Source organism: Stenotrophomonas rhizophila (assembly GCF_020857975.1).
GTDB lineage: Bacteria > Pseudomonadota > Gammaproteobacteria > Xanthomonadales > Xanthomonadaceae > Stenotrophomonas > Stenotrophomonas rhizophila_C.
This window is the reverse complement of record NZ_JACWUO010000006.1, coordinates 198050-211082: the sequence shown is the minus strand read 5'-3', so window position 1 is coordinate 211082 and position 13033 is coordinate 198050. Positions and strand designations below refer to the sequence as shown.

General features: G+C 69.0%; 11 protein-coding genes. 4 read left to right on the top strand and 7 right to left on the bottom strand.

What is annotated here, in order from left to right:
* Positions 1–27: 27 nt before the first annotated feature.
* The 5 genes from IC535_RS08385 to prpB form a co-directional block, all read right to left on the bottom strand.
* Positions 28–1482 (bottom strand): bifunctional 2-methylcitrate dehydratase/aconitate hydratase, encoded by a 1455-nt coding sequence (locus IC535_RS08385; protein WP_228884202.1) that lies wholly within the window; start codon positions 1480–1482, stop codon positions 28–30.
* A gap of 18 nt (positions 1483–1500) precedes the next feature.
* Positions 1501–2685, bottom strand: a complete 1185-nt coding sequence (prpF, locus tag IC535_RS08380) for a 2-methylaconitate cis-trans isomerase PrpF (RefSeq protein ID WP_228884201.1) — start codon at positions 2683–2685, stop codon at positions 1501–1503.
* A gap of 58 nt (positions 2686–2743) precedes the next feature.
* Positions 2744–5359 carry a Fe/S-dependent 2-methylisocitrate dehydratase AcnD gene (gene acnD / locus IC535_RS08375; protein WP_228884200.1) on the bottom strand — a complete coding sequence of 872 codons (2616 nt, stop codon included), beginning with the start codon at positions 5357–5359 and terminating at the stop codon, positions 2744–2746.
* Positions 5360–5497: 138 nt separating this feature from the next.
* Positions 5498–6655, bottom strand: coding sequence for a bifunctional 2-methylcitrate synthase/citrate synthase (prpC, locus tag IC535_RS08370; protein ID WP_228884199.1), 1158 nt, complete (start codon positions 6653–6655; stop codon positions 5498–5500).
* A gap of 28 nt (positions 6656–6683) precedes the next feature.
* Positions 6684–7574 carry a methylisocitrate lyase gene (gene prpB, locus IC535_RS08365; protein ID WP_228884198.1) on the bottom strand — a complete coding sequence of 297 codons (891 nt, stop codon included), beginning with the start codon at positions 7572–7574 and terminating at the stop codon, positions 6684–6686.
* Between the two features lie 157 nt (positions 7575–7731).
* Between prpB and prpR the strand changes: the two genes are divergently transcribed.
* Positions 7732–9342 carry a propionate catabolism operon regulatory protein PrpR gene (prpR, locus tag IC535_RS08360; RefSeq protein ID WP_228884197.1) on the top strand — a complete coding sequence of 537 codons (1611 nt, stop codon included), beginning with the start codon at positions 7732–7734 and terminating at the stop codon, positions 9340–9342.
* A 193-nt stretch (positions 9343–9535) separates the two neighbouring features.
* Here the strand turns inward: prpR and pdxH are convergent, their stop codons facing one another.
* Entirely contained in the window at positions 9536–10135 is a 600-nt protein-coding gene (gene pdxH / locus IC535_RS08355; RefSeq protein ID WP_228884196.1) for a pyridoxamine 5'-phosphate oxidase, read from the bottom strand.
* Positions 10136–10176: 41 nt separating this feature from the next.
* Here pdxH and IC535_RS08350 point away from each other — a divergent pair, with 41 nt between their 5' ends.
* Positions 10177–11004: a kinase gene (locus IC535_RS08350; protein WP_228884195.1), complete on the top strand. Its 828-nt coding sequence runs from the start codon at positions 10177–10179 to the stop codon at positions 11002–11004.
* Between the two features lie 20 nt (positions 11005–11024).
* Here the strand turns inward: IC535_RS08350 and IC535_RS08345 are convergent, their stop codons facing one another.
* Complete coding sequence (locus tag IC535_RS08345) at positions 11025–11228, bottom strand: dodecin family protein (RefSeq protein ID WP_228884194.1); 204 nt, start codon at positions 11226–11228, stop codon at positions 11025–11027.
* 95 nt (positions 11229–11323) lie between these two features.
* On the opposite strand from IC535_RS08345, the gene IC535_RS08340 reads away from it, so the two are divergent.
* Entirely contained in the window at positions 11324–11866 is a 543-nt protein-coding gene (locus IC535_RS08340; protein ID WP_228884193.1) for a shikimate kinase, read from the top strand.
* A complete protein-coding gene (gene aroB, locus IC535_RS08335) occupies positions 11863–12972 on the top strand; it encodes a 3-dehydroquinate synthase (RefSeq protein ID WP_228884192.1) in 1110 nt (369 codons plus the stop codon). The genes IC535_RS08340 and aroB overlap by 4 nt, the downstream gene beginning before the upstream one ends.
* The last annotated feature ends 61 nt before the right edge of the window (positions 12973–13033 follow it).

Here is a 13033-nt window from a genome sequence, read left to right as displayed (position 1 = left end):
GCCGACAGGCCGGGCAGCGCCCCGGCGCTAGGCTACGTACAACTCCACATATTCATGCACCGGCATCGCCTCCAGTACCACCGGGTCCAGCGAGGCGTCCAGGATGCGGCGCTGCTGGCGGGTCGGGAAGGTGGCGGCCAGGTGGGCGCGGAACTTGTCCTCCAGCAGCGGGATGCCCTCGGCGCGACGGCGGGCGTGGCCGAGCGGGTACTCGACGGTCTCTTCCAGGGTGCTGCCATCGTTGAACACCACCGCCAGCGCGTTGGCGATGCTGCGCTTGCCCGGGTCCAGGTAGTCGGCGGTGAAGCGCGGTTCCTCGACGCAGGTGATCTTCGCGCGCAGCGCGTCGATGCGCGGATCGGCGGCCACGTCGTCTTCGTAGTCCTCGGCGACCAGCCGGCCGAAGATCAGCGCGATGGCCAGCATGTACTGCACGCAGTGGTCGCGGTCGGCCGGGTTATGCAGCGGGCCGGACTTGTCGATGATGCGCAGGCAGGCCTGCTGGGTATGCAGGGTGATCTGCGCGATGTCCTCGCTGCGCCTGCCGGCCGCACGCATGCGCGCATGCACCTGCATCGCCGCTTCCACTGCGGTCTGGCCATGGAACTCGGCCGGGTAGCTGATCTTGAACAGTACGTTCTCCATCACATAGCTGCCATACGGGCGCTGGAAGCGGAACGGCCGGCCGCCGAAGCAGACGTCGTAGAAACCCCAGGTCGGCGCGGTCAGCGCGCTGGGGTAGCCCATCTCGCCGGCAGCAGCCATCAGCGCCAGGCGCACCGCGCGGCTGGTGGCGTCGCCGGCGGCCCAGCTCTTGCGCGAGCCGGTATTGGGCGCATGCCGGTAGGTACGTAGTGCCTGGCCGTCGACCCAGGCCAGCGAGACCGCGTTGAGCATGCGTTCGCGGTCCAGCCCGAGCAGGTGCGCCACCACGGCGGTGGAGGCGACCTTGACCAGCACCACGTGGTCCAGCCCGACCCGGTTGAACGCATTTTCCAGCGCCAGGCAGCCCTGGATTTCATGCGCCTTGACCATCGCGGCCAATACGTCGCGCATGGTCAGCGGTGGCCGCCGCAGCGCTTCGGCGTTGCGGCTGAGCCAGTCGGCGGTGGCCAGGATGCCGCCGAGGTTGTCTGAGGGATGGCCCCACTCGGCGGCCAGCCAGGTGTCGTTGAAGTCCAGCCAGCGCACCATCGCGCCGATGTTGAAGGCGGCCTGCACCGGGTCCAGCTCGAAGCTGGTGCCCGGCACGCGCGCGCCGTTGACCACCCGGGTACCAGGCACCAACGGGCCCAGCAGCTTGCTGCAGGCCGGGAACGCCAGCGCGGCCAGGCCGCAGCCCAGGGTGTCGATCAGGCAGTGGCGGGCGGTGGTGAACGCCAGCGGCGAGGCCACTGGGTAATCGCGCACGTAGTCGACGATGTCGGTCATGACCGCATCCCACGGCGGCCGTTGCTGCACGTTGCTGTCGTGACCGGACATCCGGACCTCCTGGTGGGCTTACAAGGTTTCGGCAGGCACCCGCACCGCCCCGTCCATCAGCACCCGGGCGCTGCGGCTCATGATGGCCCGGGTGACTGTCCACTGGCCGTCAACGAGGCCGGCCTGCGCACCCACGCGCAGCGTGCCGGAGGGGTGGCCGAAGGTCACCGCCTCGCGCTGCCCGCCGCCGGCGGCCAGGTTGACCAGCGTGCCTGGAATCGCCGCGGCGGTACCGATGGCCACCGCGGCGGTGCCCATCATGGCGTGGTGCAGCTTGCCCATCGACAGCGCGCGGGCATGCAGGTCGATGTCGCCGGCGGCGATCTGCCTGCCGCTGGAAGACACGTAGTCCTGCGCCGGCGCCACGAAGGCGACCTTGGGGGTGTGCTGGCGGCCGGCGGCCTGCTCGATGCTGTCGATCAGGCCCATGCGTACCGCGCCATGCGCGCGGATCGCCTCGAAGCGGGCCAGCGCCGCCTTGTCCTCGTTGATCGCCGGCTGCAGCTCGGTGCCGGTATAGCCCAGGTCGGCGGCGTTGAGGAAAATGGTCGGGATGCCGGCGGTGATCATGGTCACCTGGAAACTGCCCACGCCGGGCACCTCCAGCGTATCGACCAGGTTGCCGGTCGGGAACATCGCCCCGCCCGGGCCGTCATCGGACGGGTCGAGGAATTCCAGCTGGATCTCGGCCGCGGGGAAGGTGACCCCGTCCAGTTCGAAATCGCCGGTTTCCTGCACCTGCCCGTCGACGATCGGCACGTGGGCCAGGATGGTCTTGCCGATGTTGGCCTGCCAGATCCGCACCGTGCAGGTGCCGTTGCGCGGCACGCGGGCCGGATCGATGAAGCCGTTGCTGATCGCGAACGGGCCCACCGCGGTACTGAGATTGCCGCAGTTGCCGCTCCAGTCCACGAACGCGGTCTCGATGGCGACCTGGCCGTACAGATAATCCACGTCATGCTCGGGCACCGACGCGGCGGAAATGATCACGCACTTGCTGGTGCTGGAGGTGGCCCCGCCCATGCCGTCGGTGTGCTTGGCATACGGGTCGGGCGAGCCGATCACCCGCATCAGCAGCGCGTCGCGCGCCGGGCCGGGGCGCTGTGCGGCGGCCGGCAGGTCCTGCAGGCGGAAGAACACGCCCTTGCTGGTGCCGCCACGCAGGTAGGTGGCGGGAATGCGGAGCTGGGGAAGAAACGCCATGTCATCTGTCCTGGGAGGAAGACGGCCCGTTGCCGGGCCGTCAGGTTGCAACGCTGGGTCACGCCGCCTGCGAGGCTTCCAGGAAATCCTGGGCAAACCGCTGCAGCACGCCGCCGGCTTCGTAGATGGACGCCTCCTCGGCGGTGTCCAGGCGGCAGGTGACCGGCACCCGCAGCTGTTCACCGTTGCGGCGGTGGATCACCAGGGTCAGCTCGGCGCGCGGCACGCGCTCGCCGAGCACGTCGAAGGTTTCGGTGCCGTCGATGCCCAGGGTCTTGCGGGTGACGCCGTCCTTGAACTCCAGCGGCAGCACGCCCATGCCGATCAGGTTGGTGCGGTGGATGCGCTCGAAGCCTTCGGCCGCGATCGCCTCCACGCCGGCCAGGCGCACGCCCTTGGCGGCCCAGTCGCGCGAGCTGCCCTGGCCGTAGTCGGCACCGGCAATGATGATCAGCGGCTGCTTGCGCGCCATGTAGGTTTCGATCGCCTCCCACATGCGGGTGACCTGCCCTTCGGGCTCCACGCGCGCCAGCGAACCCTGCTTGACCTGGCCGTCGACCACGGCCATTTCGTTGATCAGCTTGGGGTTGGCGAAGGTGGCGCGCTGCGCGGTGAGGTGGTCGCCGCGGTGGGTGGCATAGGAATTGAAGTCTTCCTCGGGCAGGCCCATCTTCGCCAGGTACTCACCGGCCGCACTGCCGGCCAGGATCGCGTTGGACGGGGACAGGTGGTCGGTAGTGATGTTGTCGCCCAGCACCGCCAGCGGCCGCATGCCGCTGAGCGAACGCTCGCCGGCCAGCGCGCCTTCCCAGTACGGCGGGCGGCGGATATAGGTGCTCTGCCCGCGCCACGCGTACAGCGGGCTGATCGGCGCGCCATGTTCGACCTTGAAGGTGAACATTGGTTCGTAGACCTGGCGGAACTGCTCGGGCTTGACGCAGGCCTTGACCACCGCGTCGATCTCGGCGTCGCTGGGCCACAGGTCCTTCAGGGTGATCGGGCTGCCGTCGGCGGCATGGCCGAGCGCGTCCTTTTCGATGTCAAAGCGCACCGTACCGGCGATGGCGTAGGCCACCACCAGCGGCGGCGAGGCCAGGAAGGCCTGCTTGGCATACGGATGGATGCGGCCGTCGAAGTTGCGGTTGCCCGACAGCACCGCAGTGGCGTAGAGGTCGCGGTCGATCACTTCCTGCTGGATCGCCGGGTCCAGCGCGCCGCTCATGCCGTTGCAGGTGGTGCAGGCGAAGCCGACGATGCCAAAGCCCATCTGCTCCAGCTCGCCAAGCAGGCCGGCTTCCTCCAGGTACAGCTGCACCGCCTTGGAACCCGGCGCCAGCGAGCTTTTCACCCACGGCTTGCGGGTCAGCCCGGCGCGGTTGGCGTTGCGCGCCAGCAAGGCCGCGGAAATCACATTGCGCGGGTTGCTGGTATTGGTGCAGCTGGTGATGGCGGCGATGATCACCGCGCCATCGGGCATCAGGCCCTGGGCCTGTTCCAGCTTGCCCGAGGCCAGCTTGGCCTGGTCGGCGATGCCGCGTGCGGCCAGCTCGCTGGTAGCCACCCGCTTGTGCGGGTTGGACGGGCCGGCCATGTTGCGCACCACGCTGGACAGGTCGAACTGCAGCACGCGTTCGTACTGCACGTTGGCCAGGTCGTCCGCCCACAGGCCGGTGGCCCTGGCATAGGTTTCCACCAGCTGCACCTGGGCCTCCTCGCGGCCGGTCAGGCGCAGGTAGTCCAGGGTCTGCTGGTCGATGGAGAACATCGCCGCGGTGGCGCCGAACTCGGGGGTCATGTTGGAAATGGTGGCGCGGTCGCCGATGGTCAGCGCGGTGGCGCCTTCGCCGAAGAACTCGATCCAGGCACCGACCACGCGCTGGGCGCGCAGGAACTCGGTCAGGGCCAGCACGATGTCGGTGCAGGTGATGCCCGGCTGCGGGCGGCCGCTGAGCTGCACGCCGATGATGTCGGGCAGGCGCATCCACGAGGCGCGGCCAAGCATCACGCTTTCCGCTTCCAGGCCGCCCACGCCGATGGCGATCACGCCCAGCGCATCCACGTGCGGGGTATGGCTGTCGGTGCCCACGCAGGTATCGGGGAAGGCCACCCCGTCGCGCACCTGGATCACCGGCGACATCTTCTCCAGATTGATCTGGTGCATGATGCCGTTGCCCGGCGGGATCACATCGACGTTCTTGAACGCCTTCTTGGTCCAGTTGATGAAGTGGAAGCGGTCTTCATTGCGGCGGTCTTCGACGGCGCGGTTCTTCTCGAACGCAGCCCGGTCGAAGCCGGGGTATTCCACCGCCAGCGAGTGGTCCACGATCAGCTGGGTGGGCACCACCGGGTTGATCTGGGCCGGGTCGCCACCGGCATCGGCGATCGCATCGCGCAGGCCGGCCAAGTCCACCAGCGCGGTCTGGCCGAGGATGTCATGGCACACCACGCGGGCCGGGAACCAGGGGAAATCCAGGTCCTGGCGGCGCTCGATCAGCTGCCGCAGCGAGGCCTCCAGGGCAGCAGGGTCGCAACGGCGCACCAGGTTCTCGGCCAGCACGCGCGAGGTGTACGGCAGCGTGGCATAGGCGCCGGGCTGGATCGCGTCGACGGCGGCGCGGGTGTCGAAATAGTCCAGCGAGGTGCCGGGAAGGTTCTTGCGGTACTCAGTATTCATGGCTGGCGATAGCTGCTTGTTGGCGGGCCGGGGCGTCGTGACACCGGCGAAAGAAGAGCTGCGACGCCGCAGCGGAGACGGGCCGGCCTGGCCAGCCCGCTCCGCAACGCACCCGTTGCCGGGTGCGGTACGTCCATATCAGGTGCGCTGGTCGATCGGCACGAAGGCCTGGTCTTCCGGCCCGGTGTAGTTGGCGCTGGGGCGGATGATCTTGCCGTCGATGCGCTGTTCGATGATGTGCGCGCTCCAGCCGGAGGTGCGTGCGATCACGAACAGCGGGGTGAACATCGCCGTCGGCACGCCCATCATGTGGTAGCTCACCGCGCTGAACCAGTCCAGGTTCGGGAACATCTTCTTGACGTCCCACATCACCGTTTCCAGGCGCTCGGCGATGTCGAACATCTTGACGTTCTGCTGCTCGGCCGACAGCTCGCGCGCCACTTCCTTGATCACGTTGTTGCGCGGATCGCTGACCGTATATACCGGGTGGCCGAAGCCGATCACCACTTCCTTGCGTTCCACCCGCGCCTTGATGTCGGCCTCGGCATCGTCGGGGCTGTCGTAACGCTTCTGCACTTCGAAGGCCACTTCATTGGCGCCACCGTGCTTGGGGCCGCGCAGCGCGCCGATGCCGCCGGTGATGCAGCTGTACATGTCGCTGCCGGTGCCGGCGATGACCCGGCAGGCGAAGGTCGAGGCGTTGAACTCGTGTTCGGCGTACAGGATCAGCGAGGTGTGCATCGCCTTCACCCACGAGTCCTGCGGCTTCTCGCCGTGCAGCAGGTGCAGGAAGTGGCCACCGATGGAGTCATCGTCGGTTTCCACGTCGATCGCGCGGCCGTTGTGGCTCCAGTGGTACCAGTACAGCAGCATCGAGCCCAGGCAGGCCATCAGCTTGTCGGCGATATCGCGCGCGCCGGGATGGTTGTGGTCGTCCTTCTCCGGCGACACGCAGCCCAGCACCGACACGCCGGTGCGCATCACATCCATCGGGTGCGCCGACGGCGGCAGCTCTTCCAGCGCGGCCTTGACCGCCGCCGGGATGCCGCGCAGCGACTTCAGCTTGGTCTTGTAGGCCACCAGCTCGGCGCGGGTGGGCAGCTTGCCGTGCACCAGCAGGTGGGCGATTTCCTCGAACTCGCTGGTGTTGGCCAGGTCCAGGATGTCATAGCCGCGGTAGTGCAGGTCGTTGCCGCTGCGGCCGACGGTGCACAGCGCGGTGTTGCCGGCGGCGGTGCCCGACAGGGCGACGGATTTCTTCGGCTTGAAGCCGGGTGCAGTAGTGGTTTCGCTCATGATCCCTCCGGAAAACAATGGTGCGGCGTTACTTCTTGGCGGCGAACAGCGCGTCGAGCTGCTGCTCGAAGGCGTGGTAGCCGATACGGTCGTAGAGTTCCTCGCGCGTCTGCATCGCCTCGACCACATTCCGCTGGTGGCCGTCGCGGCGAATGGTCTCATACACGTTCTCGGCGGCCTTGTTGGCCGCGCGGAACGCCGACAGCGGGAACAGCTGGATGGCGACCCCGGCCGAGGCCAGTTCGTCGCGGGTGAACAACGGGGTCTTGCCGAACTCGGTGATGTTGGCCAGCACCGGCACCTTCACCGCATCGACGAAGCGGCGGTAGGTCTCCAGATCGTAGGCGGCCTCGGCGAAGATGCCATCGGCACCAGCCTCGACGCAGGCGATGGCGCGTTCGATCGCCGCGTCCACGCCATCGACCTGGATGGCATCGGTGCGCGCGATCAGGAAGAAGTCCGGATCGGTCTTCGCATCGGCGGCGGCCTTGACCCGGTCCACCATCTCACCCTGCGACACGATCTCCTTGCCCGGGCGGTGACCGCAGCGCTTGGCGCCGACCTGGTCTTCGATATGGCAGGCGGCCGCGCCGGCCTTGATCAGCGACTTCACCGTACGCGCGATGTTGAACGCGCTCGGACCGAAACCGGTGTCGATGTCCACCATCAGCGGCAGGTCGCATACATCGGTGATCCGGCGCACGTCGATCAGCACGTCTTCCAGGGTGTTGATGCCCAGGTCGGGCAGGCCCAGCGAGCCGGCCGCCACGCCGCCGCCGGACAGGTAGATGGCGCGGTAGCCGGCGCGCTGGGCCAGCAGGGCGTGGTTGGCATTGATCGCGCCGATCACCTGCAACGGCGATTCGGCGGCGAGCGCGGCGCGGAAGCGGGCGCCGGCGGAAGAAACTTGGGTGCTCATGCGGCATTCCATCGTGGTTGACCGGGTGACGGGCGCAAGGGCCGTGCCAACTGGCAAGTGTCTGATTCCATTGAGACAGCCCGGTGGCAACGGCGTTTCACCCTGAAACATTGAAACATCTGTAACATGGATGGAACTGAAACATTGAAACATCGCCATGTCGATCAGCCTGCCCCGCCATCGCCCCCGCCTGCCCGACCCGGACCCCGGCAGCCTGCCGGTGATCTGGACGGTGAGCGTGTCGCGCCTGACCGGCCTGCTCGGCGATGTGATCCCCGAGTTCGACCGCCGCGCCCGGATCGTGCCGATCAACCTGGGCTTCGAGGAAGCGGTGGACGTGATCGGCCAGCGCCTGCGCCGCGAGCACTGCGATGTGGTGATCGCCGGCGGCTCCAACGCCGCCTACCTGCGCAGCCGGCTGGAAGTACCGCTGGTGCCGATCCAGGCCAACGGCTTCGACCTGATGGAAGCGCTGGCGCGCGCGCGCCGGATCGCACCGCGGATCGGGCTGGTCACCCACGCCACCGACGTGCCCACCTTCGGCAGCTTCCAGCACAGCTTCGGGCTGGACATCGAGCACCGCCGCTTCGTCACCCGCGAGGATGCGCGCGACTGCATCGCCGACCTGCGCGCCAACGGCATCGAGGTGATCGTCGGCACCGGCATGGCGATCGACCATGCCGAACAGGTCGGCCTGCCCGGGGTGCTGCTGTACTCGGCCGATTCAGTGCGGCAGGCGTTCGAACACGCGCTGGAGCTGACCCAGACCCTGGCCCGCTCCGGCGCGCCATCGCCCCGTCGGCACGCGCCGGCCAGGCGCCGCGAGGCCGACCACGCCCTGCTCGGCGACAGCGCGGCGATGCAGCAGCTGCGCGCGCAGATCGCGCTGTATGCCCCGCACCAGAGCACCGTGCTGGTCACCGGCGCCACCGGCACCGGCAAGGAACTGGTGGCGCGGCAACTGCATGCCGCCAGCGGCCGCCGTGGTCGTTTCATCGCACTGAACTGCGGGGCGATCAGCGAGTCGCTGCTGGAAGCCGAACTGTTCGGCTACAACGAAGGCGCCTTCACCGGCGCCCGCCGTGGTGGCCGGGTCGGCCTGGTCGAGGCCGCCGAGGGCGGCACCCTGTTCCTGGATGAAATCGGCGAACTGCCGCTGCCGCTGCAGACCCGGCTGCTGCGCGTGCTGGAAGAGCGCGAAGTGCTGCGGGTCGGCGCCACCGAACCGACCCCGGTGGATGTGCGGGTGGTGGCCGCCACCCTGCAGACGCTGGAAACCCTGGTGGACGCGCAACGCTTCCGGCGCGACCTGTATTACCGGCTGGCCGCGCTGCGGATCGACCTGCCGACCCTGCACGAACACCGCCAGGACATCCCGCTGCTGGTCGCGCATTTCTTCCGGCTGCTTGGCACGATGGACTCCCCACTCAGCGCCGAAGCGCTGCAGCGACTGTGCGATTACGCCTGGCCGGGCAATGTGCGCGAGCTGCGCAACCTGGTCGACCGGCTGCGCATCCATTGGCCTGCCGGGCAGGGCGCGCTGTCGCTGGCGCAGATGCTGGCCTGGTTGCCCGAACTGCACGGCCAGCCCCGTCCACCCGGCGCGGCAGGCACCGCGTTGCCGGCGGCCGTTAGCGCACGCCCGGCGGCGGCCGACCTGCAGCAGTTGCTGGCCGACTGCGGCGGCAACCGCGAACAGGCCGCCGCGCAGCTGGGCATATCGCGCACCACGCTGTGGCGTTGGTTGCGCGAGGCCGCCGCCGCGTAGCGAAGACCCCCACGCCGGCGCGGAAAGCATCCACGCACGGCGTGGATCTACGTCCGGTGGGTAGAACGCCTTGGATTCGAGGCCGGGATGGCGTAGATCCACGCCATGCATGGATGCCTTGGGATGTGGATGCCTTGGAATGATGTAGATCCACGCCATGCGTGGATGCCGCGCGCAGCGCGGCCGGCCACCGTTACGGGAACAACAACCGCTTGCTCCACTGTCCGTCCGCACCAGCCTCATAACACCAGCGTTCGTGCAGGCGGAACTGCGCGCCATACCAGAACTCGATGCGCGCCGGCACCACCCGCAGCCCGCTCCAGCCTTCCGGACGCGGCACGTCCTGGCCCTGGAAACGCTGCTCCACCTCGGCCACGCGCGCATCGAACTGCTCGCGCGATGCCAGCGTCTGCGACTGCAGCGATGCCCACGCGCCGATCTGGCTCATGCGCGGGCGCGAGGCGAAGTAGGCGTCGGCCTCGGCATCGCTGACCGGCTCCACGCGGCCTTCGATGCGCACCTGGATGCCCGCTTCGCGCAGGCTGCGCCACAGGAACAGCAGCGCGGCATGCGGATTGGCCTGCAGTTCGCGGCCCTTGTGGCTGTCCAGGTGGGTGTAGAACACAAAGCCACGCGCATCGAATGCCTTCAACAGCACTGTCCGCGCGGACGGCTGGCGGTTCTGGCCGGCGGTGGCCACCGTCATCGCATTGGGTTCGACTTCGTTGCTGGCCTTGGCCTCTTCGAACAGCCCGGCAAAGATGGACAACGCTTCGGCATACAGATCGGTCATGGTTGGTTTCTTGCCACACGGTTTGGGTCTATTGTCGCTGCATGCCCGCACCTGCGTACATGCCCCCGAGCAAAGGTTTTCCGGACGCGCTGGTCGCCCAAGCGCTGGACGACGCACTGGGCTGCACCGCCACCACCCCAGTATTGGCGATCAGCGGCCTGCAGGGCAGTGGCAAATCGACGCTGGCCGCCCAGGTGGTCGCACTGGCGGAAAAGCGCGGCCTGCGCGCGGCCATGCTCTCCATCGATGATGTCTATCTCACCCGCGCCCAGCGCCAACGCCTGGCCCGGCAGGTGCATCCGCTGCTGCTGACCCGCGGGCCGCCGGGTACCCACGACCTGGCGCTGGCCCACGCCACCCTGGACGCGGTCGCGGCCGGCGGCCCGGCCACCCTGCCCCGCTTCGACAAACTCGCCGACGAGCGCCTGCCCCAGGGCGACTGGCCGCGCATCGACGGCCCGCTCGGCCTGCTGGTGTTCGAAGGCTGGTTCCTGGGCACCCCGGCCCAGGCCGAGGCCGAGCTGGAGCCCCCGCTCAATGCGCTGGAACGCGAGGCCGACGCCGATGGGCGCTGGCGGCGGTACTGCAACCAGGCCCTGGCCGAACACTACCCGGCGCTGTGGCAACGCTGCCACCGCCTGTGGTTCCTGCAGCCGCCGGATTTTTCGGTGGTCCCGCGCTGGCGCTGGCAACAGGAGCAGCACCTGCAGGCCGCCCAGCCCGGGCGCAGCGGCATGAGCCGGGCCCAGCTGGAGCGTTTCGTGCAGTACTACGAACGGGTCAGCCGCCAGGCCCTGCGCACCCTGCCGGCGCGGGCCGACCGGGTGATCGCGCTGGATGCGCAGCGGCAGATCATCGCCCGGCACTGACGCCGGGCGACGCGCCGGCCTCAGCTGACCAGGAAGGTCACCCGCAGGTTGACCCGCCACTCCTTGACGTTGCCGTCGCCATCGGTGGTGACCTTGGTTTCATTGATCCAGGCGCCCTGGATGCCCTTGACCGTTTCGGACACTTTCTTCAGCCCGCTGCGCACCGCATCCTCCACGCTGGTGGTGGAAGAGGCGTTGATCTCGATGATTTTGGCCACTGACATGGGTCGCTCCGGCTGTGCGCGGAACATTCCGCGCCGCCCCATGATGGGCGCCGGTACGTAAAGGCGACGACACGGAGGTGTTAGCATCGCCGGTAATGAATCCCGCTCCGAACCTCGTCCTGATCGGCCCGATGGGCGCCGGCAAAACCTGCATCGGGCGCCGCCTGGCCGAGCGCTTCACGCTGGACTTCGTCGATGCCGACCAGGCCATCGTCGACGCCACCGGGGCCAGCATCCCGGCGATCTTCGAGCACGCCGGCGAAGCCGGCTTCCGCCAGCACGAACGCCAGGTGCTGCAGGCGCTGCTGGCCGGCCGCAACCAACTGGTGTCCACAGGGGGGGGCGCGGTGCTGGACCCCGACAACCGCGCGGCCATCGCCGAACGCGGCTTTGTGGTCTACCTGCGGGTCAGCGTGGCCGCCCAACTGGACCGGCTGGCCCGCGACCGCACCCGCCCGCTGTTGCAGCGCCCGGACCGCGAGGACGTGCTGCACGCGATGGCCGCGTTGCGCGACCCGCTGTACCGCGGGCTGGCCGACCTCACCCTGGACACCGACCTCTACACGCCCGCCGAGGCCACCGCGCAGCTGGTGCTGCGCCTGGCCGCGCAATGGCAGCGACAGGACCCCACCGCATGACCCCCGCCCCCCGTACCGTCGCCGTCGGCGGCGACACCCCCTACACCATCCATATCGGCACCGGCCTGCTGGCCGATGGCGCGCTGCTGGCCAGGCATGTCCGCGGCCGCCACGTGCTGCTGCTCAGTGACTCGCAGGTGGCCCCGCTGTACCTGGCCGGGGTCAAGGCCGCACTGCTGGCCGCACGCCCGGACCTGCTGATCGGGGAACTGGTGCTGCCGGCCGGCGAAGCCTCCAAGACCCTGGCCAACTTCGGCGCGGCGATCAGCGCCCTGGCCGCGCTCGGCGCCACCCGCGATGCCTGCGTGCTGGCCCTGGGCGGCGGCGTGGCCGGCGACCTGGCCGGGTTTGCCGCAGCATGCTGGATGCGCGGGGTGGACGTGGTGCAGCTGCCGACTTCGCTGCTGGCGATGGTCGATTCCTCGGTGGGCGGCAAGACCGCAGTGGACATCCCCGAAGGCAAGAACCTGGTCGGCGCCTTCCATCCGCCGCGCGCGGTGATCGCCGACACCGCCGCGCTGCGCACCCTGCCGCCGCGCGAACTGCGCGCCGGGCTGGCCGAAGTCATCAAGTACGGCGCCATCGGCGACCCGCTGTTCTTCCAGTGGCTGCAGGCCGAACACGCCGCGCTGCTGGCCGGCGACGACACCGCGCTGGCCCAGGCGATCGCGCGCAGCTGCGAGTACAAGGCCGACATCGTCGCGCGCGATCCACTGGAAAAGGGCGAGCGCGCCCTGCTCAACCTGGGCCACACCTTCGGCCACGCGATCGAGACCGAACAGGGCTACGGCGCGCCCGGCAACGACAACCTCAACCACGGCGAAGCGGTGGCGGTGGGCATGGTGCTGGCCGCGCGCCTGTCGGCCCGGCTGGGCATGAGCAGCGACGCAGACACCGAGCAGCTGCGCGCGCTGCTGCTGCGCTACCAGCTGCCGGTGGCCATTCCGGCCGGGCTGGCGGCCCAGGCCCTGCTGGGGCGCATGCGGCTGGACAAGAAGAACCTCGCCGGCCGCCTGCGCCTGGTGCTATGGCGTGGCATCGGCCATGCCGAAGTGGTGGCCGATGTCGACGAAGCCGAGGTACTGCAGGTGCTTGCCGCCGGCTGAGCCTGCGACGTTGCGCCGCACCCGCCCGACGCCAGCGGTCAGCTCTGGCGTTCGCGGCTAC